This window comes from Pseudomonas sp. St290, from assembly GCF_018325805.1.
GTDB classification, from domain to species: Bacteria; Pseudomonadota; Gammaproteobacteria; order Pseudomonadales; family Pseudomonadaceae; genus Aquipseudomonas; species Aquipseudomonas bijieensis.
This window is the reverse complement of record NZ_AP014703.1, coordinates 4,563,549-4,588,771: the sequence shown is the minus strand read 5'-3', so window position 1 is coordinate 4,588,771 and position 25,223 is coordinate 4,563,549. Positions and strand designations below refer to the sequence as shown.

The window sequence follows — 25,223 nt, the reverse complement described above, 5'->3', positions numbered from 1 at the left end:
GACTGATTCCAATCAACACCCAGGTCAAAAACTCAGCGCAGCCGCTTCCCCAAACGAGTGATCCTGTACACCCGTCATAAAGTGCAACGACATCTCCTGCGGCGCTTCGATGGGCGGAATTTCAAAACTCCCCACCACCTGACCCTGAAGCGCACTCAGCCGCATCGACTCTTCTTCCTTTAACTTTGCCATTCTCGCGTGGTTCGCTGCGATTTCGTTGAGAGTTGACACGGTACATCTCCGTTTGCTGACCAAGCATTGATTAATTTGCCGCCGCGTCAGAATTACGTCGTTCTTGGCTGCTGAGACAGGCCAGTGCAAACCCTGAGCCAGACGTGGCCGCTTGTTGGCCCCGACACTCGACAGGTGACGAATGGCGGGGCAGACGTGCATTGACGCCAACAACGTTGCAACCATGCCTCAACAATAAGTCACTGATAATACAAACCGCTCTCCGGAAGGGTCAGTCGGTCTCGGCGCTGTAGACGCTTGACCGGTGTGTCGAATACCTTTGCACCACAACCACCCCGGCTCCGATCAGGCTGCAGGCAACCGCCAACAGCAGAATCACCTGTTGCGTTCCAACCGGCGCCGCGAGCACCGCGACCAACAGCCCCGCGAGCGGTTGCGACAGGTTGTTGAGCAGCGTGATGACGCCGACGGTCTTGCCGAAGTCCTGGGGCGGAATGACTTGCTGGCGCAGGGTGCGGAAGTAGACGTTGAACATTTTGTCGAAACCGACAATCAGCAAGAAACCGACGACGTAGCCCCCTGTGTTCGGGCTGAGCGCGGTGATGAAGGCGCCGACGGCAATCAGCGTGTAGGAGAGGGCGCCCAGTAGTTTCAAGGGCAAGGTCAGCCGGGCCAGGAGGAACAGGATGAGGATGGTGGTCACGGCACCGGCTGCCTGTAAACCTGCATAGTCATCCTTGCCGGCGCCGTAATGGCCGATGACCATGGCAGCCGAGGTGGCGAGGGTGACGCCGATGATCAGGTTGACGCCCACCGCCAGGCCGATGATTTTTTTCAGCTCCGCCAGGCGACGGATATGGCCGAAGGCGATGCGCAGCGGGTTCAGCCAGAGGTCGTGATGCTGCTCGAAGGTTTCCAGGATGACCGAACTGGTGCGCTGCCAGTACAGCATGGTCAGGTCCGCCAGCAGGAACAGCCCGGCAATCGCCAGTACCACCCAGTGCCACGCCCACACCTCAAGCAGCAGCGCAGCGACCAGCGGGCCCAGTACCAAGCCGGTCTGATCGGCGATTTGCGAGTAGGACAGGGTCTTGGTGTAGGTGTAGTGCTTGAAGATGTAAGGCATCACCACTTCGCGGGCCATGATGCCTTGAGTGGTCAGTACGCCACACAGGGCCGAAAGGGCGACGATCCAATAGATACCGCCGAAGACGCCATAGAGCGCGACCGCCACCCCGCAAGCTACGGCGCGATAAACCTGGCTGATGTGCAGGATGCGAATTGGCGGAAACTTGTCGCACAGCGCGCCGCAGATCGGGAACGACAGGTAGCGTGGCAAGGATTCGACGAAGAAAGCCAGGCCCGCCCAGGAGACGCTGTTGGTGGTCTGGAAAACAATCAGCGGGACGATGAACAGTAAAATCTGATCGGCCAGCCGGGAGAGGAACATCGAGGCGAAAAAAGCCAGGTAATCCTTGCGCATGGAGCTCCTTGATTGCGGGTTGAACGCGTCATTCTGTCCTGGCGACGACGGTAGCGTGATATGGAACTAATATCACCGTTAGTCTCTATATCTTTACAGGGGACATCCCTTTTTCGAGAGAACTGCCATGTTCAAATCGCGCTCGTTGATTGCTGCAGTTACTTGTTTCGCCCTGGCAGCGGGCCCTGGCATTGTTGTCGCAGACCCGGGCAACGGCAAGGGAAGCGCTCAATTCGATCAAGGCCCCGGTCACGGCCAGGGAGGCAAAGGCGGGCAGGGCAACAAGGGCGGTCAAGGAAATTCTGGCAACAAGGGCAATAAGGGCAACCAGGGTGGTGGCGGCGGCGATTGGCATAACGGCCCGAGCATCGATCGCGGCGGCATCCTGGGTGTGATTGGCGGCTATCGCGATTACTGGAGCCCTGGCCCGGCATTGCCGCCGGGCATCCAGAAAAATCTTGCCCGGGGCAAGCCGTTGCCACCCGGTATCGCCAAGAAACTCGACGGTCGACTGCTGGGGCGGTTGCCGCACTATGACGGTTATGAGTGGCAACAGGTCGGCACTGACCTGATCCTGGTAGCGATCGCCACTGGCATCATCTATGAAGTGCTCAACGGGGCGTTTGATTGACCCGGTGTTCCAACGAAATGGCAGCCTCTTCGGAGTAATGCCAGTCAGTTGAGAAACGGAACTTGTGGGAGCGGGCTTGCTCGCGAAAGCGTCGGGTCAGTCAACATCAATGTTGAATGACACACCGCCTTCGCGAGCAAGCCCGCTCCCACAGTTTTTCCGAGTTGTCTCAGGTATCGCATTCACCACAGGTTTCGTATCAGTTTTCCAGTTGCCGCAGGCGTTTGTACAAGGTATTGCGGCTGACCCCCAGCCGTCGCGCCAAGTGCGAGATATTCCCGCCCACCGCCTGCAACTGGCGGTTCAGGTCCTCGGCATCGTTAAGGTCCACCGTCAGCGGCTCCGGTGTTTCCACCGGCTCCATTTCCAGGTCGACAAAAAAGTCGTCAGGCAGATGCTCCGGGCGGATCGGCTGTTCCTCGGCCATCGCCAGGGCCACTTGTAGCACGCTGCTGACCTGGCGCAGGTTGCCCGGCCATGGATGGCGTTCGAACAGATCCAATACTTCGCGGCTCAAACCGGCCCATTGGGTCGGTTCGCGGTGGTGTTCCCAGAGGCGCTTGAATAGCGCCTGCTTGTCACTGCGTTCGCGCAGCGGTGGCAGTTCCAGGGTCAGGCCGCCGATGCGATAGTACAGGTCTTCGCGAAACCGCCCCAGTTGTACCTGTTCACGCAGTGAGCGGTTGGTGGCGGAGATGATGCGGATGTCCACCGGGAACAGCTCGGCGCTACCCACCGGTTGCACGCAACGCTCCTGCAAGACCCGCAGCAGCCGGGCCTGGGTTGGCAGGGGCATGTCGCCGATCTCGTCGAGGAACAGCGTGCCCCGGTCGGCCTTGCGGATCAGGCCGATGCTGCCTTTCTGGTTGGCGCCAGTGAACGCGCCTTTTTCATAACCGAACAGTTCCGACTCCACCAGCTCAGCGGGGATCGCCGCGCAGTTGACGGCAATGAATGGCTGCTTGCAGCGGGAACTGGCCTGGTGCAGGGCTTTGACGAAGACTTCCTTGCCGACGCCGGTCTCGCCATGGATCAGCAGCGGAATGTCCTTCTCCAGCAGGCGCTCGGCCTGGCGCACGGCTTTTTCCACGCGGCTGTCGCCGAAGTGCAGGGTGTTGAGGCTGATAGCGTTGCTGACGGGCGTTGGTGCAGGCGCTGCTTCGGTGAAAACCCGGGCCTTGATCGACACTTGGCTCGGGCGCCTGAGCAAGCACTGGAAGCGATTGCTGCCGGATGCTTGCAGGGCGAACGGCAGGCCGTCGGGTTGGTTCAGCAGTTCCAGTAACGAGACCTTGAACAGGCTTTCGATGCTGACCCGCGACAGGCTCAAGCCCAGCAGGTTGTCGGCCCGGCGGTTGGCGGACAGTACCTGGCCGCTCTCATCGAAGATCAGCAGCCCGGCCCATTGGCTGTCGAGGTTGTTCAAGCCGGTGTTGAAGGTCAGTTGGAAGTGTTCACCGCGAAACAGGTTGAGGATCAGCCGGTTCTCCACGGTCTGGCTCATCATCTTGACCATGCCCAGGGTGTGGGACGGCGGCAGGTAGCTGTCGCTGGATACGTCCAGCACGGCGATGACCTTGCGCTCGGCATCGAAGATCGGCGCGGCGGAGCCGGTCATGAAGCGGTTGGCCTTGAGGAAGTGTTCATCGTGTTCGATGTGCACCGCCTGTTCGCAGGCCAGCGCGGTACCGATGGCATTGGTGCCGGTGCAGCGCTCCATCCAGCTCGCCCCGGCGCTGAAGCCATGGGCCAGTTTCGGCTCGATGAAACGCTGGGTGCCCCAGGAGGTCAGCACTTGGCCCTGGTTGTCGGCCAGCATGATCAGGCAGTTGGAGTTGCTCAGGATGTTTTCGTAATACGGCAAGACTTCCTGGTGGGTGGTCTGCACCAGCGAATGCTGGCTCTCCAGCAACTGGGCGATGCCTTGGGCGGGCAATTGGTCGAAGGCCGGCACGCTTTGATGGTTCAGGCCGAAGGCGCGGCAACGGGACCAGGATGCCTGGATGATGGCCTCGTGGGACAAGGCTGGAGCAGGTGCGGCCATGGGGCACTCTCGCAGGTGCTGTTTTTATTGTTGTGATCAGTCTCGCACATCCTCCTTGTGCTGGGGCAGCCTGAATATCACTTCATACACAGCCCCTTTTGTGGAAGCAAGTCTGCTCGCGATAGCGATGGATCTGATGCATTAATGCGGCTGACACACCGCTATCGCGAGCAGGCTCGCTCCCACAGGTGTTATTCAGTGTTGTTCAAAATTGTTCATTGTCAACCCGATCGTTGTTCAGTTGTTCACTCATGATTGTTCATTTGTGTTCATCAATGAACGCCTTTTTCCTACAGATCAAGGGAAATACCAATCTGATCAAAGGCTTGTGATTTCTGGCACGGCTTTCGCTTTCTAGCTCGGGTCGCTTGACTCCAAATAATAAAAAGGCCGAGCCATGTCATTAAAGCTTGAGCACATCTGTCGCACCGTCGAAGGCCAGACCTGGATCGACGATGCCAATCTGAGTTTCGAACCCGGATCCTTCAACGTCCTGCTGGGCCGCACGCTGTCCGGCAAGACCAGTCTCATGCGCCTGATGGCCGGTCTGGACAAGCCCGACAGCGGCCGCATCCTGATGAACGGCGTCGACGTCACCAACCGCCCGGTGCGGCTGCGCAACGTGTCGATGGTTTACCAGCAGTTCATCAACTACCCGACCATGACCGTTTTCGAAAACATCGCTTCGCCGTTGCGCCAGGCCGGGGTGTCCGAGGAGGTTATCCAGGGCAAGGTCCTGGAAACCGCAAAAATGCTGCGGATCGAGAAATTCCTCAAGCGTCATCCGCTGGAGTTGTCCGGCGGCCAGCAGCAGCGCACCGCCATGGCCCGGGCGCTGGTCAAGGACGCCGAGCTGATCCTGTTCGACGAGCCGCTGGTGAACCTGGACTACAAGCTGCGTGAAGAACTGCGCCAGGAAATGCGCGAACTGTTCCAGGCCCGCCACACCATCGCGGTCTACGCCACCACCGAGCCCAATGAAGCATTGGCCTTGGGCGGCACCACCACCATCCTGCATGAAGGCCGGGTCATCCAGAGCGGCAAATCGTCCTCGGTGTATCACCAGCCGCAGACCGTGCTGGCCGCCGAGCTGTTTTCCGAACCGCCCATCAACCTCATGCCCGGACGCATCGCCGGCAATGAAGTGAGCTTCGCCAATTTCGTGCACTTCCCGCTGAACGTCGACCTGCGCCCGGTGGGCGAGGGCGAGTTCCGCTTCGGCGTGCGCCCCAGCCATATCTCCCTGGTGCCGAGCAACGACGACGACCTCGAACTGGCGGTGACCGTCGAAGTGGCCGAGATCAGCGGCTCGGAGACGTTCCTGCATGTGCGCAACGAACATTTCCTGCTGGTGCTGCACTTGCCAGGGGTACATGAGTACGACGTGGATGCGCCGATCCGCATCTACATTCCGACCCATAAACTGTTTGTCTTCGATGCCCAAGGCAAGCTGGTCCAGGCCCCGGGCCTGCGTATTGCGAGGGTTGCCTGATGGCTGAAATTCGTTTGCAGAACCTCGCCCACAGCTACACCAGCACCCCGGCGGGCCCTGAGGACTACGCGATCCGCGAGATGAACCACATCTGGGAGCAGGGCGGCGCCTATGCGCTGCTCGGGCCCTCGGGCTGCGGCAAATCCACCTTGCTCAATATCATCTCCGGACTGCTCAGCCCCTCCGAAGGCCAGGTGATGTTCGACAGCAAGGTCGTCAACGACCTGACTCCGGAGCGGCGCAACATCGCCCAGGTGTTTCAGTTCCCGGTGGTGTACGACACCATGACCGTGTTCGACAACCTGGCGTTCCCGCTGCGTAACCAGGGCATGGCCGAAGCCAGGATCCACACCAAGGTGCAGGAAATCGCCGAGGTCCTGGACCTGCAGAACCTGCTGGACAAAAAGGCCCGCAACCTGACCGCCGACGAAAAACAGAAAGTCTCCATGGGCCGCGGGCTGGTGCGCGACGATGTGTCGGCGATCCTGTTCGACGAGCCACTGACGGTGATCGACCCGCACCTGAAATGGAAGCTGCGGCGCAAGCTCAAGCAGATCCACGAGCAGTTCAACATCACCATGGTCTACGTCACCCACGACCAGTTGGAAGCCTCGACTTTCGCCGACAAGATCGCTGTGATGTATGGCGGCCAGATCGTGCAGTTCGGCACGCCCCGGGACTTGTTCGAGCGCCCGAGCCACACCTTTGTCGGCTACTTCATCGGCAGCCCGGGGATGAACCTGATCGAAGTCACGGCGCAGCCCGGCGGCGTCGGCTTCGGCTCGACCCACTTGCCCCTGTCCGAAACCCTGCAACAACGCGTTGCCCAGGCCCAGGGCAAAACCCTGAAGGTCGGTATTCGTCCGGAATTCGTGCATGTCTGGGACGGCCCATACGACGACGCGATGCGGGCCGACGTGGTCCACGTCGAAGACCTGGGCACCTACAAGATCCTGACCCTCAACCTTGATGGCGCGCCGTTGAAAGTACGCCTGGCCGAAGACAAGCCGGTGCCGGAAGGCACGGCGTACATCAGTTTTCCGGCGCAATGGTTGATGGTCTATGCCGATGAATACCTGCTGGAACCACTGAGCGAGGTGCAGCCATGAACAAGGTGCAGAACAACAAGGCCTGGTGGCTGGTGTTGCCGGTGTTCCTGCTGGTGGCCTTCAGCGCCGTGATCCCGATGATGACCGTGGTCAACTATTCGGTGCAGGACATCTTCGACCAGTCCAGCCGCTACTTCGTCGGCGCCGACTGGTACAAGCAGGTGCTGCTCGATCCACGGCTGCACGATTCATTGCTGCGTCAGTTCATCTATTCGGCGTGCGTGTTGCTGATCGAAATCCCCCTGGGCATCGCCATCGCCCTGACCATGCCGACCAAGGGCAAATGGTCGTCACTGGTGTTGATCATCCTGGCGATCCCGCTGCTGATTCCCTGGAACGTGGTGGGCACCATCTGGCAGATTTTCGGCCGCGCCGACATCGGCTTGCTGGGTTCGACCCTCAACGGCCTGGGCATCAACTACAACTATGCGGCCAACACCATGGACGCCTGGGTCACGGTATTGGTGATGGACGTCTGGCACTGGACTTCGTTGGTCGCGCTGCTGTGCTATTCGGGGCTGCGGGCGATTCCCGACGTGTACTACCAGGCCGCGCGGATCGACCGCGCATCGAACTGGGCCGTGTTCCGCCACATCCAGTTGCCGAAGATGAAGAGTGTGCTGCTGATCGCCGTGATGCTGCGTTTCATGGACAGCTTCATGATCTACACCGAGCCGTTCGTACTCACCGGCGGCGGGCCGGGTAACGCCACCACGTTCCTCAGCCAGACCCTGACGCAGATGGCTATCGGTCAATTCGACCTGGGCCCGGCGGCGGCGTTTTCCCTGGTGTACTTCCTGATCATTCTGTTGGTGTCGTGGCTGTTCTATACCGCCATGACGCATTCCGACGCCAACCGTTGAGGCCCGCACGATGAGCAAGAGAAAGCTGATTCCGCTTTTGATCTACATCCTGTTCCTGCTGGTGCCCATCTACTGGCTGCTGAACATGTCGTTCAAGAGCAACACCGAGATCCTCGGCAGCCTGACCCTGTGGCCCCAGGATTTCACGTTCCACAACTACAAGGTGATCTTCACCGACCCGAGCTGGTACACCGGTTACCTCAACTCGCTGTACTACGTCAGCCTGAACACGGTGATTTCCCTGACCGTCGCGCTGCCGGCGGCCTATGCGTTTTCCCGCTACCGCTTCCTCGGGGACAAGCATCTGTTCTTCTGGCTGCTGACCAACCGCATGGCACCACCGGCGGTGTTCCTGTTGCCGTTCTTCCAGCTGTATTCGTCCATCGGCCTGTTCGATACCCATATCGCCGTGGCCTTGGCCCATTGCCTGTTCAACGTGCCGCTGGCGGTGTGGATCCTCGAAGGCTTCATGTCCGGGGTGCCAAAAGAAATTGACGAGACCGCCTACATTGACGGCTACAGTTTCCCCAAGTTCTTCGCCAAGATTTTCATCCCGTTGATCGGCTCCGGCATCGGTGTCACGGCATTCTTCTGCTTCATGTTTTCCTGGGTCGAACTGCTGCTGGCGCGCACGCTTACCTCGGTCAATGCCAAGCCGATCGCCGCGGTGATGACCCGCACCGTGTCGGCCTCCGGGATCGATTGGGGTGTGCTGGCGGCGGCGGGGGTGTTGACCATCCTGCCGGGCATGCTGGTGATCTGGTTCGTTCGCAACCACGTGGCCAAGGGCTTCGCCCTGGGCCGGGTCTGAGGAGTCGATGATGGAATGGATGAACTGGACCGCCCCCACGGCGGCATTCTTTGGGGTCATCGCCTTGCTGCTGGCAGGCATGACTACGTGGGAACTGCGTTCGCCGAGTATCCCTCGGCGCGGTTTCCTGCCGATTGCCACCACCCGGGGCGATCGGTTGTTTATCGGTCTTCTCGGTAGCGCCTACCTGCATATGCTGGTGATCGGTGCTACCGACTGGAGCATCTGGATAGCGTTCGCGTTGTCTTTGGTGTGGCTGTTGGCAGTGATGCGGTGGGGCTAGTCGCGAAGGTTCGCCGATCAGGCTCTTAAACCCAAACAGGAGGTCTCTATGTTCAATAAAAACAATAAGCTGCGACATAGCGTTTCATTGGCAGCCATGCTGGCACTCAGCGGGCTGAGTGCTGCGGCCTGGGCCGACGCCTATGAAGACGCCGCTAAAAAATGGATCGGCAGTGAATTCAAGCCGTCGACCCTGACCGCCGAGCAGCAGCTCGAAGAACTCAAGTGGTTCATCAAGGCCGCCCAGCCGTTTCGCGGGATGAAAATCAACGTGGTGTCGGAAACCATCGCCACCCACGAATATGAATCCAAGGTGCTGGCCAAGGCCTTCAGCGAAATTACCGGGATCCAGCTGACCCACGACCTGCTCCAGGAAGGCGACGTGGTGGAGAAGCTGCAGACCCAGATGCAATCGGACAAGAATATCTATGACGGCTGGGTCAACGACTCGGACTTGATCGGCACGCACTTCCGCTACGGCAAGACTGAATCGATCACTGACCTGATGGCCAACGAAGGCAAGGATTTCACCTCGCCGACCCTGGACATCAAGGACTTCATCGGCATTTCCTTCACCACCGCGCCGGACGGCAAGATCTATCAACTGCCCGACCAGCAATTCGCCAACTTGTACTGGTTCCGCGCCGACTGGTTCGAGCGCCCTGAGCTGAAGGCCAAGTTCAAGGAGAAATACGGCTACGAGCTGGGCGTACCGGTGAACTGGTCGGCCTATGAGGACATCGCCAAGTTCTTCTCCGAAGACGTCAAGGAAATCGACGGCAAGCGTGTCTACGGCCACATGGACTACGGCAAGAAAGACCCGTCCCTGGGCTGGCGCTTCACCGATGCCTGGTTCTCCATGGCCGGCGGTGGCGACAAGGGCCTGCCCAACGGTTTGCCGGTGGATGAGTGGGGCATTCGTGTCGAAGACTGCCATCCGGTCGGTTCCAGTGTGACCCGCGGCGGCGATACCAACGGACCGGCGGCGGTGTTCGCCACCACCAAATACGTGGACTGGATGAAGAAGTACGCGCCACCGGAAGCGGCGGGCATGACCTTCTCCGAATCCGGCCCGGTACCGTCCCAGGGCAACATTGCCCAGCAGATCTTCTGGTATACCGCTTTCACCGCCGACATGACCAAGCCGGGCCTGCCGGTGATGAACGCCGATGGCACGCCGAAATGGCGCATGGCGCCGTCGCCGCGTGGTCCGTACTGGGAAGAGGGCATGAAGCTGGGGTATCAGGACGTGGGTTCCTGGACATTCATGAAGTCCACGCCGGAGAAACAGAAACTCGCCGCCTGGCTCTACGCGCAGTTCGTGACGTCCAAGACCGTGTCGCTGAAAAAGACCATCGTCGGTCTGACACCGATTCGTGAGTCGGACATCAACTCTCAGGCCTTGACCGACCTGGCGCCGAAACTCGGTGGCCTGGTGGAGTTCTACCGCAGCCCGGCCCGTGTGCAATGGACCCCGACCGGGACCAACGTGCCGGACTATCCACGCCTGGCGCAACTGTGGTGGAGCCACATCGCCGAAGCAGCAAGCGGCGAGAAGACCCCGCAACAGGCCCTCGACGGTTTGGCCAAGGACCAGGACGCGATCATGACGCGCCTGGAACGCTCCAAGGCCCAAGCCACCTGCGCCCCGAAAATGAACCCCGAGCGCGACGCGCAATACTGGTTCGACCAACCGGGCGCACCGAAGCCGAAACTGGCGAACGAGAAGCCTAAAGGTGAAACGGTGAGCTACACCGAGCTGTTGAAATCATGGGAGGCGGCACGCAAGTAAAGCCCCACGTGTGAAAACGAACGGCACCGAAAGGTGCCGTTTTTTTTGCGTTCGCTCGCACTGCTATCGTGCGCAGGCTCGCTCCCACATGGTCTGTCTTGGGGTGACCAAAGCTCCATGCACACCGCCAACCCCTTTGGGAGCGAGCCTGCTCGCGATAGCGGCGGGTCAGTTGCAGCGATGTTGACTGGGCTGACGCTTTCGCGAGCAAGCCCGCTCCCACAAGGGGGGGGTGATCTGAAGTGGAGTGATCAGCCCGCCTTGGCCGGGCTGGCCAGGGCGTTTCCAGCCACGGGCGCGGGTGAGCTTTTCATCAGGGCATCCAATGCCTGCCGGTAGCTTTTGCCCGCCAGGCTCATGCTGTTGTTGTGCGTCGCGCCGGGCACCAGCAACAGACGCTTGGGCTCCCGGGCGGCGTTGAACAGCTGCTCGCTGAACCGGGGCGGTACGTAGCGGTCGGCGGCACCATGGACAATCAGCAGCGGCATGTTGATCTCGCCGATTTTGTCGATGGAGTCGAACTTCTGCGACAGCAGCCAGCGCACCGGCAGGGACGTGTTCGCCATGGCGGTTGCAACATCGCCCAAGGAAGTGAAAGTGGATTCGATGACCAGGCCTCGGACCTGGGCACCGCCATTCTTCGCCGCCTCCTGGCCCAGCTGTGCAGCAAGGTCTACCGCGACGGCCCCACCCAGGGAATGACCATAAATCAGCCGCAGGGCCGGGTCCGGTTGCAGTACCTTGAGACGTTCCCAGGCGATGCGTGCATCTTCATAGACGCTGGCTTCCGAGGGCAGATCCCCATGGCTTTTGCCAAAACCACGGTAATCGATCGCCAGCACCGAATAGCCCAGTGCCCTCAGTTGCTGGATACGAAACAACTGGCCGGTCAGATTCCAACGCACGCCATGCAAGTACAGGATGGCCGGAGCGTTCTTGCGTTCGGCCGGCCACCACCAGCCGTGGATATTTTCCCCGGCCTTGAAGCTCTTGGGCTTGAGATCGAATTCCTGCACGTCGCTGGGCAGTCCACTGAACCAGCTCGCCGTCCCCGGCTCGATGCGAAAGACCAGTTCGCGTTCCTTATGCTGCAACACTGCACAGCCCACCGGCAGGCCGACCACCAATGCGCTCATGCACAGCCAGGCCAACCAGCGTCGTTTCAGGCGAGAAAGTAAGAGTGAAGACATCGGTGCAATTCGCTACTGCAAACGGAATATGCCTTGTAGCAGATTCTCCGGAAGTGGCGCAGGGATTTCTGTCGGACGCGGCGTCCCTGTCATTGCACATCCCCATATTCAATCAGCGTCAACACCCGCGCGGTCTGGCCGTAGGCGACCTTGGGCACGCCCGCCAGGCGCTTGTGCAGTATCTGGGTCAACGAGTCTCCCGGTATCAGGCTGGCATCGCCAAAATCCCCGTCCAATTGCAGCGGATGCACGATGACCTCAAGTGAGCCATGTTTCGGTGGCGCGGCGTGGTTCAGGTCGGCTGGGGTGCAGACGTAGTCCGCTGTCGCACCGCACAAGCCGCGCATGCGCCGGTTGAGCAGGGTCTTGAAAATGCGCTTGGGCATGGTCAAGTTCGCTCCCAGGTTGCGCGCCAGGCGCATGGGCACGCCTTGCCTGGCGGCGAAGCGGGCCACCAGTTCGCCGATGGGCCAGATGTTGTGCACGTGTTGATGGGAATCAAGGTGGCTGGGACGCAGGCCATGGTCCAGGCAGTGCTGCCATTGCGCCTGCAATTCATCCTCCACGGCCGCCAAGTCCTTTGAACCCAGGCGCAGGCAATAACGCGACAGGTTCAGGTCGAACTGCCCATAGGCATCGCAAAAGAGCGGTCGCGATATGATCGCCTGGCCCAGCGGCGGGCCGTAGCTGAGATTGAAATGCAGGCCGATGTGGCCGTCGAGCAGCGGTTGCCGGGCCAGTTCACACGCTTGCTCGAACCCTGGCATGTTGGCCATGGCCGTGGCCGAGCTGATCACGCCGCTCTCGAAGGCTTGCAGGATCAGCGCGTTTTCGCTGAGGCTGAGTCCGAAATCGTCAGCGTTGACGATCACTTGACGAGGCATTCGTGTTCTCCTGGTTCTTGGGGGAGGACGATGCCGTCGTCGCGGTTGGTTTGCTTCGGCGTTTGCCAAACCATGGCTTCAAGCTTTTCCATAGTCGCAAGGCAAATCCCAGGAGCAAGCCACCGGGCTGCCATGAATAAAAACTCCAGCGCCAGTGTTCCAGTTGGCCGGTCATGCGTTCGTGTAACTGATGGTTGGAGTTCTCCAGGCTGACCCGCGATGCATCGATCCAGTGCCAGTTGTCGTCCAGCCCCCAGCGAATCCACTCTTCGAGCAATACCCGGCCGCTACCCAGGTCGGCATGCTGCGGCAGGAACGCCAGGTTGTAATCGTACAGCCGGCCTTGATCCAACAGGCCGAGGCGATAGCTGATGCACTCACCGTTCAGCTCCAGCGTCACCACCCGCACCTGGCCTTGGGCAGCGAGGGCGCTGAAGGCGTGGTTCATCCATTGCTGGTGCATGGGGTCGGAGAAGATCCCGACACCTTCCTCGCCTTTCCAACTGGCGGCCTCGACGTCGGCCAGGGCCCGCAACAATTGCCCCATGCTGATGGCGTCCGGCGTTAAACGGCGGATCTCTGCGCCGCAAGCGGCGATTCGCTTGCGCGCCCGACGCAGCTTGTAGCGTGTATCACCGGAAATTTCCTGATGATCGCTGTCGCTGATCAGGTGCACCGGAACCCGACAACTGAGTCGCCGCTCTCCGGTGGAACTCAGCGCCATCCAGGCGCTGAGGGCGCTTTGCTCACCGACCGGCTCGATCACTTCATTCAATTGCAGCAACGCGTGAGGCAAGTGCTGACGGATCTGCATCAGCGCCTGGACCATGTCTTCGGCGTCCAGGCGTGCCATCAGGGCGATGCGGTCGGTCATTGGAAAACCCAAGTGACGCAACACCCGGAACCGCAGCCCGCCGATGCGTTCAAGTCCTGATATCAGGGGCAGGCAAAGGCACAAGCTCTGGTCCTGCCAGCCCAGCAGCACATGCAATTGCTGCTCGGGCAACAGGGCTAATTCCGCCGCTTGCAGCCAGGCCAGGGTGTTGAACGGTGTTGCGTCGGCCACCTGGGTCAGCAGCTGTTCATAAGCTGGTACAGGAAAATCCGCCGCGCCCAGGGAGCGACACCATTGGAACCGGATCGCCATGGGGATCAGGCCGCCGAAGTCGAGGCAGCCGGCTGGGCCGGTTTACGAAAGGCGTCCAGTACCGTGCCGGTGTAGGACGTATTGCGCAGAAGCCGCCAGCGACCGAGCAAGCAGTATAGGTGGGTGATCTGCCCGCGCTCCTGGAAGCCCATGCGGATATGCATCTTGATCGCCTGGATGTTTTGCAAATCGCAGACATCGACCATCGTGCTGCAACCGTGGTCCGCCATGACTTTCCACACCTCCAACTGCATGTCCGCCGAGATACTGGAACCCCAGTATTGGCGAATCGCCTCGCCACCGAACTGAAAGTACTCGCCAGGCTTGATCGGAAAGTTGCAGTGGTAGAAATGGCGGTCGAAATAGTCCCGTGTGCTGGCCCAGGCGAACCCCACGGTGTCGCCCTGATCATCCAGATACATCAAGCCTGTGTAGCCTTCGGCCGCCAGCTCGCGCATGGTTTTGACGCGGTCGCCGAAGTGCCGGGCAAAAGCATCGGCATTGGCGACGGTGATGAACTCCAGGCGCATCGGTGGGTAGGGCTTGAGGTTGTGTGGGGGGAGCGGGGTCCGTATATCGTGCTCCAGCCACACCAGGCGGGTGTGGGAAAATACGTAGCGTCTGCATAGCTGCTTTAGAACGGCGCGCAGACCTTTTTTCTGAATGCGATCACGCAATGTTTGCAGAGCGTTCATGGTGCCTCCTGGCGGGCGGCAGGTTGGGGGGAAAGGGAAGCTGTCCAACTGAGGGCGAACACGGTTTCCCCTGGTAGGAGAAATCCGATCTGGCCGGCCTTGCAATCAAACGCAACGCTGTGGCTGCGGTTGTCCGGGCCGAAATACAGCAGGGTCATGCCAGGTTGAGGGCAGGTCGCGCCGTCTAGGCTGACCTGATGGGCTCGTGTGCTTTTGTTCACGCCCAGCAGTTTGCGTTGCTTGCCGGTGGCCATGGCCAGTACGTCGACTTCAAAAGCGTCGTTGTCCAGGCGCAGCACCTGGTTGAGCCAGTGCTGTCGAATGAACTGCTGGGCCAGGCCCACGGGCTTGAGCTCGAAGCGCTGAGCGTCCAGCACCCGCACCATGCCTTTGGGGTATTCGGGTTCGTCGGCGAGCATGAACCAGTTGAGCATATCGAGCCAACCATCCGCGGAGGCGTTGATCGCCACCGAGGTCCACCACAAAGCGGCATAGTGGGTTTCCTGGTCGTAAGGGCTCAGGCTCGAGCCGCTGGATATGTTGGTCTGGTCCAACAGCAAAGCCTTGCGGGGCCGGCCCTGGTTGTCCAGTCCCACCAGGTTGGCGGCCTGACGGACACTGTCGCGGTAGACCCGGGTCGCCAGCAGGTCGCGGATCATCCATTCGTGCCAGGCCAGGGCGTCGATCTGGTCGTCGGACGTCGCGAGCAGGCGCCGTGCCCAGTCGATCCCGCGCCTGTCAGCCGCATTTTCGGCGAAGGGGCCGTTGGTGAACCGCGAGCTGGCCGGTATGGCGATGCGGACACCGGCGCGTGCGTTGGCAGGATCGGCGCGGACCTGGGCAGCCATGCTCTGGAACAGTTGCTGGAAACTGGCGAAGTCTGGGTAGTTCAGGTTTGGCTCATCGGCAAAACTGAGGTAATGGATGCCGTTGTCGCCCGACGCCCGGGTCGACATGAGCCAGGCTTGCAAACCGCCGAGACTGGTCCGGTCGGCCTGCAGATCCGCCCGGCGCTGGCTGGCGGCCAGCAGGGTGATGTCTTGGCTGATACCGAAGCGGCCCCGGTACAAGCGTCGGAAGGCATCTTCATGATTGACCTTGGCCGCCATGACGTCGACGAAGCTGTAGAGGGTTGCCGCCTGGGGTTTGAGCGCATCGAGCACAGGGTAGCTGGATGGCGGCAGTAACTCATAGGGCAGGTATATGCCCAGCCTGGGGGTCGTGCCGAGCGCCTCGTTGTACAACGTCAGGTGGGTCTGCCCCGGATCCTGGCGCACCGGTTGCAGGTGCGCCGGGTCTTGGGCGAACAGGTTGGCGGTACCGTCCAACCAGAACGCGGCCTTGCCGTTGCCTTGCAGATGTAGGCGCCAGATTTGGTCCACGTCCGCCACCGGCAGGGTCACCTGGTCGAATTGCCAATAGGCCCGTTGTGGCTTGAGATTCAGTTGCAACTGCTTGCCGTCCGCGACTCGCCGGACTTGCAGCGCACGTACGCCGCCGTGGAACTTGCCGGCCAGCACCGCCTGTTCGCCGGCTGCCACTTTGAAATACAGCTCATCGCCATCGTGGGTTTCAGCACTGAAATGCACCTTGGCCGGGGCAAACAGGGCGCGGGTGCGCACATCGTGCTCAACGCTATAGCGCCGGAAACTGTAGCCGGGAATTTCCAGCCGATAACTGGCGGTGCCGGGCAGCAGGGGCCATTGTTGTTCTCCACGCACCTGGTCGGCCTTGATCAGGCGCTCACCCGCCAATCGTCCCTGGCCGTCGAGCAGATACAGGTGTTCGGTATTGGCTTCGGCTTGCCAGGCGGGCACCCAGCGCACGGTGACAGCGTCCTGGCGGTCGGTTTGCAGGTACAGGCTGCCGTCACGGATGCCGGTCCATTGCATGGACGCGCCGTGGACCGAAGTTGCCAACGCGAGAAGACATAGGCACGCGCCGATCTTCCACTGTGGGAGCGAGCCTGCTCGCGAAGAGGCCTTCAGCCTCAACATCGCCGCTAACCGACCCACCGCTTTCGCGAGCAGGCTCGCTCCCACAAGGGGGGTGTGGTGGACACAGGTGTTCTGTCCGGCACCGGACCCTGTGGGAGCGAGCCTGCTCGCGATGGCGGTTTTGCCGACAACGGTATTCACGCGGATTTCCCCAGCAGCATCTGACGCATTGGCAGCAAATCGCTGGGCAGGATGATCAGCGTCTGCCACAGCGCCACGCCGCTGAGGCGGCAATACATGACAAGCATTGCCAGGGTGACACCCAGGTAGGCGGTCGAGGACGCGGCGGCAGCGCCGACGATGCCGTAGCGCGGAATCAAAATCAGGTTCAGCGCCAGGTTCAACAGCGCCCCCCCGCCCATCAGCAGCGAAACGGTGCCGGGGCGGTTCTTGCCCAGCAGGTCCAGGCGCAGGATGCTCGCATAGCACAACCCGAACACCCCTGGCAGCAGCGCCAGCAGGGCCGGGTACGCCGGCTGATAGGCGATGCCGAACAGGGTGACGATCAGCCATTCGCCGACCAGGACCATCCCCAGGCAGGCGCCCAGCATGGCCGTGGCTGTCAGGCGCAAGGCCAGCGGGGTCAGGCGCTTCATGTCGCTGTCCTGCTGCAGCAGGCGTTTCATCAGTGGCGTGGTGACCGCTTCCGGCACGATATGCAGCAGTTCGGCCGCCGCGCTGGCCATGGCGTAGTGCCCTAGCGCCGTGCTGCCCAACAGCGCGCCGATGAACAGGTAATCCGAACGCGTCATCAGTTGCTGGAACAAAAGGTCCGGATGACTGCGGACACCGTAACGCAACAGTTCGGTCTGGCCGGCGCGATCCCAGCGCAGGGTGACCGCGTGATCGCGACGCAACCACATCCAACCCACCAGCACCACCAGGCTCAGGCCCGCCAGCCAACTGATCAGCGCCGCTTCCAGCGCCGTGTCTTTCCACATCCAGAACAGCGCCACGAACAGCAACAGCGGGACCAAAGATTCCATCAGCCGCAAGGCGTTGAACACGCCGACGCCGCCGGAGGCGTTGTGCAGCGTCAGCAGGCCGGTCTTGAGCGCCGCCAGCGGCACGGCCAGCAACAGCAGCCAGGCCAGCAGTCCCAGTTGCGTGGTGACGTCCAGTTCGGCGCCGAACTCACGCACCAGCGCCACCACCAGCAGCGTCAGCAACCCCGCCAGCAGACAACCGAAGACCAGCACATGGCTGAGCAACAGGCTCATCGAGCGATGCTGCGCCGCCTGATAACCCACGGCGGAATTCAGGCCCCCGCTGGTGGTGGCACTGATCAAGTCCGGCAGGGTGCTGAGCAGCGCCAACAGCCCGCGTTCGCTGGGCCCCAGGATCCGTGCCAGCAACACGTTGCGCAACAGGCGCAGGCCGATCATCGCCAGGCTCGTGCCCATGCTCATCACCAAGAGCCTGAGGTAACGTGCACGGTTCATGAGCGGACTCCTCGGCGAATACGCCAGGCCAATAACTCGGGGTGACAGGCGTTGCGTTGGCTGACGCCGAAACGTGGCAGGTTCAGCGGGTCGCCGTCATGGCGATACAGTCCGGCCTCGGTGCCCAGCGCGAACGGAAAACCGTGGGCCGCCACCTGCTCGCGCACACGGGCGTCATTGTCCCCGTTGGGGTAGCAATACACCGGCAAGGGTTGGGCGCAGCCATTTTCCAGGGCCGTCCAACTGCGGGACAGTTCTTCATGCAGGCGCTGGTCGTCCAGCCCGGTCAGGATCGCGTGGCTGGCGCCATGGGGGCCGAAGCGGACCAGGCCGGAATCCTCGAGCATGCGCACCTGGGACCAGTCCAGCGCTTGGGGTTGGGAACCGTGCGGGCAGGTTTCGGTGAGGTCGTTCAATGTACGTGGATCCAGGCTCTTGAGGCTTTGCAGGTAGTGCAGCAGTGCCAGGCTGCGGCGCTCGTCGTCAATGTCATCGAGCAGCACCGGTAACGGTCGACCGACGTGTTGCAAGTGCTCGATCAACGAATGCCGCGCCACCTGGCCATGGCTGCCCCACAGGGTCTCGCCGATGCTTTCCCACCAGAAGTGCTGGCGGCTGCCGATGAAGTCGGTGGAGAGGAAAATGCTCGCCGGCACCTGATATTGACGCAGCAACGGGAAGGCATTCATGGCGTTGTCGCGCCAGCCGTCGTCGAAGGTCAGGGCCACCCGTGGGCGGTTCGGGACGCTCTCAGGGTCGGCCAGCAGCAAGCTCATCAACGGCACACACTCGAAATGCCGCAGTAGCCAGATCAGCAGATGTTCAAACGCTTCGGGCCCCACGCACAGCTCGTTGCGATGGGGCAGCTCGGCGGCGCGATCGTTGTTCAACACACGATGCAGCATCAGGATCACGCCGGCGCCACGCAGCGGGTGGCGGCCCAGGGACGTATTCAGGTACAGCCAGCCGCCGGTGCGTTTGAAAACGTGTTTGATCGACATCGGCCCTTCTCCTTAGCGATTCTGCTCAGGGTTCCATTGGCTGTAGCGATGCCCCCGCAGGAACTGCCAGAGGCCGATACTCATGCCTGCCAGCGTCACCAGCACGAACGCGGCCAGGCGAAAGGGCCGGGGCAAACGGTGGCTTGCGTCCATCAACCCGATCAGTGCCATGGCGTAGCCGAGCAACTGCGCCACCAGGCTCAGGCGATAAAACATGTGCTCCTCCCACAACCAGGCATTGCTCAGCAGTAACGGCAACAACAACACCGGCGCCAGGCGGCGGATCAATTTGTGGCTGATCAGCCCGATGGCATAGAGCCCATGACACAGCGGATTGAGCAACTGACGACGGTGCGCCAGGCTCTGCAACCCGCCGACGGTGACCCGCTGGCGCCGACGAAACTGCTTGTCGGCTTCGTCCACGCCCTGGTCGGTCACCCGAGCCCGTGGCACGTAGACGATGGACTTGCCGGCGGCCGGCGCGCAGGTGCTGAGGAAAAAGTCATCGTTGACTTGCGCCGGTATCGGTTGGAACAACGCCCGGCGCAGCGCCAACAGGGCGCCGTCGGCCGAGACCATGCAATCGGTGCGGCTCTCCACCCGGCGCAACCAACCTTCGTAGTGCCGATACAGACTGTCCCCCAGACTCAGGCCCCTGCCCGGTACAGGGATCTCCATATGGCCGGCACAGGCGCCAACCTCAGGATCCCCCAGCGGTGCCAGCAGATGGCCGAGGGTGTCGGGGAACCATTGATTGTCGGCATCGGTGAACACCAGGATCTCGCCGTTGCTGTGGGCCACGCCGGTATTGAGGGCGGCGGCCTTGCCCTGGCGTGGCAGGTCGAGCACGGTGATGCGCGGGTCGATCACCTTGCGTGCGCAGGCCACCGTGTCGTCGGTGGAGCCGTCGCTAGCGAGGATGATTTGCAGCGAATGGGCCTGATAGTCCTGGGCCAGCAAGGTGCGCAACTTCTCTTCGATGTGCCTGGCCTCGTTGTGGGCGGCTATGACAATGCTGACGTCCATCGGCAACGCCTTGCCATAGCGCCGCAGCGGAAACAGCGGCACCAGCAGGCTCAACATCAAGGGATAACCGAGGTAGGCGTAAACCGGCAGCAACAGGCACGACCAGTAAATGAATTCAGCCACGGGCAGGTCTCCTGACATTGCGTTGAAAAAGATTGAGCAGCAGCGCGGCGCCGGTCAGGTGCAGGCGCACTCCGTGCAAGGTCCACAGTTGCAGGGTCAGGCGCGGGTCGCGCTGGCTCTGGCGCAGGCTCAGAACCAAGGCCGGCAATAGGCTGATGAATAACAGCATCAGGCCCAGGCGCGCCTGCCCCTGGAGCAGGGCCACCAAGGCCAGCGAATCCATGCCCCAGGTGCCAATGGAAAGGGCGGGGAAGCGCAGCAGGCGCAGGCTCGGCCCGTGGCTGCGCAACAACTGCCAGTGGCTGCCCTGGCGCCACAGTTCCTTGCGCATCCATTCGCGCCAGCTGCCTTCATAGCCCCAGTGCAGGGCCACGCTTTCGTTGACCAGCAACAATTGCGCACCGGCCTGGCGCAGGCGCAGGGAGAAATCCTTGTCCTCGCCGGTGCGCAGGGTCTCGTCGAAACCGTCAACCCGTTCGAACCAGGCGCGCCGCATCAATAGATTGGCGCTGGGTAACCATTGGACACGATGCAAGGGGCGCGAGCCCGGACGCTGACTGCGGCGTTGCCAAGCCTGTGCGAACCACGGCGCTTGGCCAGGCGTGTCCAGGTCAAGCGCCAGCACATCGCCCTGACGGCCTTCCATTTCGACCAGCGACTTGAGCCAGTCGGTCGGCATTTGCATGTCGGCGTCGATGAACGCCAGCCATTCACCACTGGCTGCCGCCGCGCCACGGTTGCGCAGGGCACCGATGTGCACCCCTGATACGATCAGCACCCGCGCGCCCAGCTCGTTGGCGATGCGCGGGCCGTGGTCGTCCGAGCCGTTGTCCACCACGATCAACTCGCACTCCAGCTGCGCCTGGCGAACCGCTTCCTGCGCCGCCAGCAGCGTGCGGCCGATGTGCCGGGCCTCGTTGTACATCGGTATGATGACGCTTACGCGGCTCATGAACGGGCCTCCCGCGGCTCGGCCTGTTCGGCGTCGTAGCGCAACAGGCTGGTCAAGGCAAGCATGATCCACAGCAACTTGTGGTTCGGTGCGCTGAGGAACATCAGGAACAACGCCAGCGACAGGAAACTCATGCTCAGGTGGGTCAACAGATCCGCCTGAGCCCAGTCCCGGCGCAGGAGCCAGAGTTGGCGCGCGCGCACTAGGTTGTAGAGGCCCAGCCCAATCGTACCGATAAACATCAAGCCACCTGGCACGCCGATTTCGCTGAAAATTTCCAGGTAAGTGTTATGGGCCTGGCGGTACAGATCCCCCCGTTTGCGATTGGCCGAGAACGCTTTCGCGTAACCGGTGGGGGCGTAGTGCTCCGGGAACGTCCCGGGGCCTGAGCCGAGTATCGGTTTCTCTCGGATCATCTGGCTGCCCACCACAATGTACGAGGCGCGGCGACCCAAGGATCCGTCCTTGTGGGCGTTGGTGCCGGAACTGAGGATGCTCAATGACTCGATGCGTGCCACGTAGCCAGCAGGCATCAAGGCGACTGTCGCCGGAACCATCAGTGCCAGGCCGAGCATTGCGAACCCCAGGTGTCGAGGACGCACACGTGGCAACTGCGCCCGATAGTGATACAGCCCGATCATCAGACTGAGCAACAGCACAACCAGCCCTGAACGCGATTCGGTCTTGGTCATTCCGCCCAACAACAGGATGAAACCGCCGCCCCAGAACAACCGGTACAACAGGTTCTGGCTGCGTATTGTCAACAACAATGCCAGCGGTACAGTAAACGCAATCAACAGCGCAAAGGCGTTCGGGTCTTCCAGCAAACCCGAGGCGCGACCCTGATCCTGGTATTTGGCTGAAAACATCGCGAGTACGCAGGTCGTGGCGACGCTCACTGTCATCAGCCGGGCGAACACATCCAGGTTCAGCTCGCGACCGATTAGCAACGTGATCACGAACAGAATCAGCCCTACTGCCAGTTCACGCAGATGTGTCAAGGACAGGTCCATGTTTTCCGAGATCAACAGGCTCAGGCCATACAGCGCCATGAAGCCGAGCAACGGCTTCCAGATGTTGCTACGCAAGCGCGTCGCAGGGATCTGGTGCAAGGCCAACTGCAGCATCAGGATCAGGATCAGCGCCACGCCGAGGAATTTGCTGCCGGAAAACACGTTGTCCTTGAACAGGCCTTCGAACGGCAGTAGCGCGGCGATGCCCAGCAAACCCCAGGCGGGTTTGCGGTACAGCATGGCAACGCCGACCAGGCCGAGCACCGCGCCTGGGGCGAGGAACGGATAAGGGCTGGCCAGCAACGCCAGGCACACCAGGCCCAGCAGGCTGACGATCGAGAGCGGGACAATCATGAGCGAGCCTCCCGTGCCGTACGGATATAAAGCTGCGACCAGCGTTCGGTCAGCGTGCGCAGGTCGTAGTGCTCGCGTTGGGTGCACCGCGCGTTGTCGGCCAGGATCCGCGCCAGTGGCGGTTCGCTGAACAGCGTCTCGATCTGCGCCGCCAGGTCCGTACTGTCGGTCGGTGCCGCGAGCAGGCCGTTATGGCGGTCCTGCAACACGTCGGGAATGCCGCCGACGCCGAACGCCACCACCGGCACGCCGGCCTGCATGGCTTCGAGCAGAATCATTGGGGTGCCTTCGGTGCGCGAGCTGATCACCAGCGCGTCGAGGCGACTCCACCAGGCGTTCATATCGGTCTGGTAGCCGGGCAGTTCGATACGCGTGGGCAGTCCGGCGTCGGTGATGCGCTTGAGCAGCGCCTGGCGTTCCGGGCCGTCGCCGAGCATCACCGCGTGCAGCGACGAATGCCGCTGGCACAGGGGGATCATGGCGTCGAGGAATAGGTCCGGGCCTTTCTCGCTGCTCAAGCGACCGACGTAGCCAACCCGCCAGCGTTGCTTGTCGGCACGATGGGTCAATGGCGCGCTGGGCGCTGGCAGGCCATTGGGGATCACATCGAGTTTTTCCGCCCGCACGCTGGCCTGGCGGTGCAGCGTGGCGATGCTTTCGGCCACGCAGACCACTCGCTTGACCGAGGCGGTGCGGCACAGTTGCAGGCTCAGCCAGGTATAGAACCGCTGCTTGGGGCTGCGCGGCGTGAAGCCATGCTGGGTGATCACCAGCGGCAAGCGCAGCAGCGTGGCGGCGGACCAGCCGAACAGCAGCCCCTTGAAGTTATGGGTGTTGATCAGCGGGCGTTCGTCCCGGCGCTGGCGCAAGTGCTGCAACAGCTCGGCCCAACTGGTGCAATGACGGCAATCGACCCCAGCCTGGCGGAACCGCGTGATCAAGGTCGGCGGCGCCGCCAGGAACAGCACCTGGTGCTGCCCGGGCGTCGCCAGGCAATGATCGAGCAGCATCCGCTCGGCCCCATAGAAGCCGCCGCTGTCGAGCAGATGAATGATCGACAGGGGGCTGCTGTGGTGGGTCGGGCCGAACGGCGCGTTCAATTTTTCACCCAATGGACAAGGCTGGGCAGGGTCCAGTTGCGGTGCGGATTGACCTGATCGGGTGATTGCTCGTTGATCACCAGCAACACCGGCAGATCCAGTTGCTGGCTGATTTGTGCTGGGTGCTTGAAGCGATGGTCGAAGAACTCACGCACATAGACCAGGGCGATCGCCAGCAGCAGGCCACAGAACATGCCGAAGACAATAATCAGCATCGGCTTGGGAAAGGCCGGGGTGGTTGGTTCGAACGGCGGGCTCAGGACCCGGGCGTTGGACAGGTCGTTGTCCAGCGAACGCGCGGTGCTGGCCTCGGCGAAGCGCTGGGCATAAGTCGAGAAGGCCGCATGCAGCGCGTTGATCTCGGTGTCCATCTGCCGCAGCTTGCTCTGGGTTTCCTGCAATTGGTGGATACGCTCCTTGAAGGCGGCGATACGTTCGACTTTCTGATTGATCACCGAACTGACCACCGCCAGGTCGGTGGTGCGCTCCTGGATCCGATTGTTCACTACCTTGAGGAACTGCTGGCGTGTGCGCACGATCTGCTCCCGGGCCAGCAGCATCGGTTCGCTGCCTGGCTGGAAGATCGCCAGGTCGTTCATGTAGCGGCTGACCTGGCTGGTCAGTTGTTCGCCCAGCTGCCGGATTTCCCGGTCTTCAAAGGCAATGTTGTCCACGGTGGTGGTGAAGGTGAACGGGAAGGTGTAGTCGTTGAACCGCGAGCTGTTCGCTGCCGCCAGGCTGGTCTTGAGGTAATCGAGCCAGCGTTGGCTTTGCAGCAGGCGATCCTGGAACAGGTTCAGTGCCTGTTCCTCGGTGTTGATCGCATTCAAGCGGAAAGTGATTTCTTCCTTGGGATCGGAAGAGCCGATGCCTTCAAGCAGCGTCAGGCGGTTGCTTTCCAAGCCGTCAAGGCGCGTCTGGTACTGGACTTTTTTCTGCTCGTAGAACGTCTGGGGCAACTCGATCGATTGCAGGTCCTGGCGGCCAGTGAGGTAGTTCTGCAGCAATTGCGCCACGAACCGGGTGCCCTGGGCTGGGTCGCCGAAGCTGTAGACGATCGAAATGACGTTGGAGCCGGGCAGTGTTTCGATCTTCAGGTTTTCGATGGCCTCATCGGTAAGCGTATCGAGTACGGTGTCGCGTACCGGATCCACCTCCAGCCCCAGGCCGTCGCGCAGCGGATTGATGACGTATTCGCGCAACGGCTGGGTGATGTAGCGCTTGAGCGGTTCGCTCACCCACTTGTTGAGGACGCCTGGGCTTGGGGTGTATTCACCCTGGTCGCGCAGGGTCTTGATGGTTTCGCGAATCAACGCCGGCGAGCGCAGGATGTTGCTCTCGGTTTCCATGTCCGCCAGGGACGGTGGAACGAACGTTGCGCTTTCCTGGTTCAGCGAAGTCGTGGCGTCGCCTTGGGAGAGTTTTTTCGACTGGACGATCACTTGGGCGGTGATGTCGAAGCTCTGCTTGAGCATCAACGGCAGCACCAGGGCGATCACGGCGAAAATCAGGAAGACGCGCTTCACCCACTGCTTGTTGGCGAAGAAGATCCTGAAGAACTCGTGCAGATAGTTTTCCTTGGGGTTCATGATCGGTCACC

The 25,223-nt window shown here is 61.4% G+C and carries 22 protein-coding genes; 7 read left to right on the top strand and 15 right to left on the bottom strand.

What is annotated here, in order from left to right:
* Positions 1 to 24: 24 nt before the first annotated feature.
* Both PBDP_RS19855 and PBDP_RS19850 read right to left on the bottom strand, forming a co-directional pair.
* Positions 25 to 231, bottom strand: a complete 207-nt coding sequence (locus PBDP_RS19855) for a hypothetical protein (RefSeq protein WP_027912993.1) — start codon at positions 229 to 231, stop codon at positions 25 to 27.
* A gap of 232 nt (positions 232 to 463) precedes the next feature.
* Positions 464 to 1,675, bottom strand: coding sequence for an MFS transporter (locus PBDP_RS19850; protein ID WP_212801213.1), 1,212 nt, complete (start codon positions 1,673 to 1,675; stop codon positions 464 to 466).
* A gap of 127 nt (positions 1,676 to 1,802) precedes the next feature.
* Here PBDP_RS19850 and PBDP_RS19845 point away from each other — a divergent pair, with 127 nt between their 5' ends.
* The gene (locus PBDP_RS19845) at positions 1,803 to 2,306 is read left to right on the top strand and encodes an anti-virulence regulator CigR family protein (RefSeq protein WP_109754631.1); all 504 of its coding nucleotides are present in this window, start codon (positions 1,803 to 1,805) and stop codon (positions 2,304 to 2,306) included.
* Between the two features lie 199 nt (positions 2,307 to 2,505).
* Here the strand turns inward: PBDP_RS19845 and PBDP_RS19840 are convergent, their stop codons facing one another.
* Positions 2,506 to 4,350 carry a sigma-54-dependent Fis family transcriptional regulator gene (locus PBDP_RS19840; protein WP_109754632.1) on the bottom strand — a complete coding sequence of 615 codons (1,845 nt, stop codon included), beginning with the start codon at positions 4,348 to 4,350 and terminating at the stop codon, positions 2,506 to 2,508.
* A 397-nt stretch (positions 4,351 to 4,747) separates the two neighbouring features.
* Here PBDP_RS19840 and PBDP_RS19835 point away from each other — a divergent pair, with 397 nt between their 5' ends.
* The 6 genes from PBDP_RS19835 to PBDP_RS19810 are packed head-to-tail and all read left to right on the top strand — an operon-like array spanning position 4,748 to position 10,699.
* Positions 4,748 to 5,842: an ABC transporter ATP-binding protein gene (locus tag PBDP_RS19835; RefSeq protein ID WP_053123386.1), complete on the top strand. Its 1,095-nt coding sequence runs from the start codon at positions 4,748 to 4,750 to the stop codon at positions 5,840 to 5,842.
* A complete protein-coding gene (locus PBDP_RS19830; RefSeq protein WP_109754633.1) occupies positions 5,842 to 6,951 on the top strand; it encodes an ABC transporter ATP-binding protein in 1,110 nt (369 codons plus the stop codon). Before PBDP_RS19835 ends, PBDP_RS19830 begins: the two co-directional genes overlap by 1 nt.
* Positions 6,948 to 7,814, top strand: a complete 867-nt coding sequence (locus PBDP_RS19825) for a carbohydrate ABC transporter permease (RefSeq protein WP_030142069.1) — start codon at positions 6,948 to 6,950, stop codon at positions 7,812 to 7,814. Before PBDP_RS19830 ends, PBDP_RS19825 begins: the two co-directional genes overlap by 4 nt.
* Positions 7,815 to 7,824: 10 nt before the next feature.
* Complete coding sequence (locus PBDP_RS19820) at positions 7,825 to 8,625, top strand: carbohydrate ABC transporter permease (protein WP_109754634.1); 801 nt, start codon at positions 7,825 to 7,827, stop codon at positions 8,623 to 8,625.
* A gap of 10 nt (positions 8,626 to 8,635) precedes the next feature.
* Entirely contained in the window at positions 8,636 to 8,908 is a 273-nt protein-coding gene (locus tag PBDP_RS19815) for a DUF2160 domain-containing protein (protein ID WP_057451631.1), read from the top strand.
* A 48-nt stretch (positions 8,909 to 8,956) separates the two neighbouring features.
* The gene (locus tag PBDP_RS19810) at positions 8,957 to 10,699 is read left to right on the top strand and encodes an ABC transporter substrate-binding protein (protein WP_109754635.1); all 1,743 of its coding nucleotides are present in this window, start codon (positions 8,957 to 8,959) and stop codon (positions 10,697 to 10,699) included.
* 251 nt (positions 10,700 to 10,950) lie between these two features.
* Here the strand turns inward: PBDP_RS19810 and PBDP_RS19805 are convergent, their stop codons facing one another.
* The 12 genes from PBDP_RS19805 to PBDP_RS19750 form a co-directional block, all read right to left on the bottom strand.
* Positions 10,951 to 11,889, bottom strand: a complete 939-nt coding sequence (locus tag PBDP_RS19805) for an alpha/beta hydrolase (RefSeq protein WP_212801212.1) — start codon at positions 11,887 to 11,889, stop codon at positions 10,951 to 10,953.
* An 89-nt stretch (positions 11,890 to 11,978) separates the two neighbouring features.
* Positions 11,979 to 12,773 carry a carbohydrate deacetylase gene (locus PBDP_RS19800; RefSeq protein WP_212801211.1) on the bottom strand — a complete coding sequence of 265 codons (795 nt, stop codon included), beginning with the start codon at positions 12,771 to 12,773 and terminating at the stop codon, positions 11,979 to 11,981.
* On the bottom strand, positions 12,745 to 13,920 hold the full coding sequence (locus tag PBDP_RS19795; RefSeq protein ID WP_212801210.1) for a GNAT family N-acetyltransferase: 1,176 nt from the start codon (positions 13,918 to 13,920) through the stop codon (positions 12,745 to 12,747). The genes PBDP_RS19800 and PBDP_RS19795 overlap by 29 nt, the downstream gene beginning before the upstream one ends.
* A gap of 5 nt (positions 13,921 to 13,925) precedes the next feature.
* Positions 13,926 to 14,615: a GNAT family N-acetyltransferase gene (locus tag PBDP_RS19790; RefSeq protein WP_116832962.1), complete on the bottom strand. Its 690-nt coding sequence runs from the start codon at positions 14,613 to 14,615 to the stop codon at positions 13,926 to 13,928.
* On the bottom strand, positions 14,612 to 16,507 hold the full coding sequence (locus PBDP_RS19785) for a hypothetical protein (RefSeq protein WP_212801209.1): 1,896 nt from the start codon (positions 16,505 to 16,507) through the stop codon (positions 14,612 to 14,614). The genes PBDP_RS19790 and PBDP_RS19785 overlap by 4 nt, the downstream gene beginning before the upstream one ends.
* 242 nt (positions 16,508 to 16,749) lie before the next feature.
* On the bottom strand, positions 16,750 to 18,054 hold the full coding sequence (locus PBDP_RS19780) for an oligosaccharide flippase family protein (RefSeq protein WP_109754641.1): 1,305 nt from the start codon (positions 18,052 to 18,054) through the stop codon (positions 16,750 to 16,752).
* The gene (locus PBDP_RS19775) at positions 18,051 to 19,055 is read right to left on the bottom strand and encodes a polysaccharide deacetylase family protein (protein WP_109754642.1); all 1,005 of its coding nucleotides are present in this window, start codon (positions 19,053 to 19,055) and stop codon (positions 18,051 to 18,053) included. Before PBDP_RS19775 ends, PBDP_RS19780 begins: the two co-directional genes overlap by 4 nt.
* Before the next feature lie 12 nt (positions 19,056 to 19,067).
* Positions 19,068 to 20,204 carry a glycosyltransferase family 2 protein gene (locus PBDP_RS19770; protein WP_116832959.1) on the bottom strand — a complete coding sequence of 379 codons (1,137 nt, stop codon included), beginning with the start codon at positions 20,202 to 20,204 and terminating at the stop codon, positions 19,068 to 19,070.
* Positions 20,197 to 21,156, bottom strand: a complete 960-nt coding sequence (locus PBDP_RS19765; RefSeq protein ID WP_109754644.1) for a glycosyltransferase — start codon at positions 21,154 to 21,156, stop codon at positions 20,197 to 20,199. The genes PBDP_RS19770 and PBDP_RS19765 overlap by 8 nt, the downstream gene beginning before the upstream one ends.
* Complete coding sequence (locus PBDP_RS19760; protein WP_212801208.1) at positions 21,153 to 22,523, bottom strand: O-antigen ligase family protein; 1,371 nt, start codon at positions 22,521 to 22,523, stop codon at positions 21,153 to 21,155. The genes PBDP_RS19765 and PBDP_RS19760 overlap by 4 nt, the downstream gene beginning before the upstream one ends.
* Positions 22,520 to 23,623 (bottom strand): glycosyltransferase family 4 protein, encoded by a 1,104-nt coding sequence (locus PBDP_RS19755; RefSeq protein ID WP_212801207.1) that lies wholly within the window; start codon positions 23,621 to 23,623, stop codon positions 22,520 to 22,522. Before PBDP_RS19755 ends, PBDP_RS19760 begins: the two co-directional genes overlap by 4 nt.
* Complete coding sequence (locus PBDP_RS19750; RefSeq protein WP_109754647.1) at positions 23,620 to 25,212, bottom strand: GumC family protein; 1,593 nt, start codon at positions 25,210 to 25,212, stop codon at positions 23,620 to 23,622. The genes PBDP_RS19755 and PBDP_RS19750 overlap by 4 nt, the downstream gene beginning before the upstream one ends.
* Positions 25,213 to 25,223 lie beyond the last annotated feature (11 nt).

What these genes read in the sequence shown, in the direction of transcription:
- PBDP_RS19850 (WP_212801213.1), bottom strand. Translation starts at nt 1,675, where the DNA reads ATGCGCAAGGATTACCTGGCTTTTTTCGCCTCGATGTTCCTCTCCCGG.
- PBDP_RS19845 (WP_109754631.1), top strand. Translation starts at nt 1,803, where the DNA reads ATGTTCAAATCGCGCTCGTTGATTGCTGCAGTTACTTGTTTCGCCCTG.
- PBDP_RS19840 (WP_109754632.1), bottom strand. Translation starts at nt 4,350, where the DNA reads ATGGCCGCACCTGCTCCAGCCTTGTCCCACGAGGCCATCATCCAGGCA.
- PBDP_RS19835 (WP_053123386.1), top strand. Translation starts at nt 4,748, where the DNA reads ATGTCATTAAAGCTTGAGCACATCTGTCGCACCGTCGAAGGCCAGACC.
- PBDP_RS19830 (WP_109754633.1), top strand. Translation starts at nt 5,842, where the DNA reads ATGGCTGAAATTCGTTTGCAGAACCTCGCCCACAGCTACACCAGCACC.
- PBDP_RS19825 (WP_030142069.1), top strand. Translation starts at nt 6,948, where the DNA reads ATGAACAAGGTGCAGAACAACAAGGCCTGGTGGCTGGTGTTGCCGGTG.
- PBDP_RS19820 (WP_109754634.1), top strand. Translation starts at nt 7,825, where the DNA reads ATGAGCAAGAGAAAGCTGATTCCGCTTTTGATCTACATCCTGTTCCTG.
- PBDP_RS19815 (WP_057451631.1), top strand. Translation starts at nt 8,636, where the DNA reads ATGGAATGGATGAACTGGACCGCCCCCACGGCGGCATTCTTTGGGGTC.
- PBDP_RS19810 (WP_109754635.1), top strand. Translation starts at nt 8,957, where the DNA reads ATGTTCAATAAAAACAATAAGCTGCGACATAGCGTTTCATTGGCAGCC.
- PBDP_RS19805 (WP_212801212.1), bottom strand. Translation starts at nt 11,889, where the DNA reads ATGTCTTCACTCTTACTTTCTCGCCTGAAACGACGCTGGTTGGCCTGG.
- PBDP_RS19800 (WP_212801211.1), bottom strand. Translation starts at nt 12,773, where the DNA reads ATGCCTCGTCAAGTGATCGTCAACGCTGACGATTTCGGACTCAGCCTC.
- PBDP_RS19795 (WP_212801210.1), bottom strand. Translation starts at nt 13,920, where the DNA reads ATGGCGATCCGGTTCCAATGGTGTCGCTCCCTGGGCGCGGCGGATTTT.
- PBDP_RS19790 (WP_116832962.1), bottom strand. Translation starts at nt 14,615, where the DNA reads ATGAACGCTCTGCAAACATTGCGTGATCGCATTCAGAAAAAAGGTCTG.
- PBDP_RS19785 (WP_212801209.1), bottom strand. Translation starts at nt 16,507, where the DNA reads ATGCAATGGACCGGCATCCGTGACGGCAGCCTGTACCTGCAAACCGAC.
- PBDP_RS19780 (WP_109754641.1), bottom strand. Translation starts at nt 18,054, where the DNA reads ATGAACCGTGCACGTTACCTCAGGCTCTTGGTGATGAGCATGGGCACG.
- PBDP_RS19775 (WP_109754642.1), bottom strand. Translation starts at nt 19,055, where the DNA reads ATGTCGATCAAACACGTTTTCAAACGCACCGGCGGCTGGCTGTACCTG.
- PBDP_RS19765 (WP_109754644.1), bottom strand. Translation starts at nt 21,156, where the DNA reads ATGAGCCGCGTAAGCGTCATCATACCGATGTACAACGAGGCCCGGCAC.
- PBDP_RS19760 (WP_212801208.1), bottom strand. Translation starts at nt 22,523, where the DNA reads ATGATTGTCCCGCTCTCGATCGTCAGCCTGCTGGGCCTGGTGTGCCTG.
- PBDP_RS19750 (WP_109754647.1), bottom strand. Translation starts at nt 25,212, where the DNA reads ATGAACCCCAAGGAAAACTATCTGCACGAGTTCTTCAGGATCTTCTTC.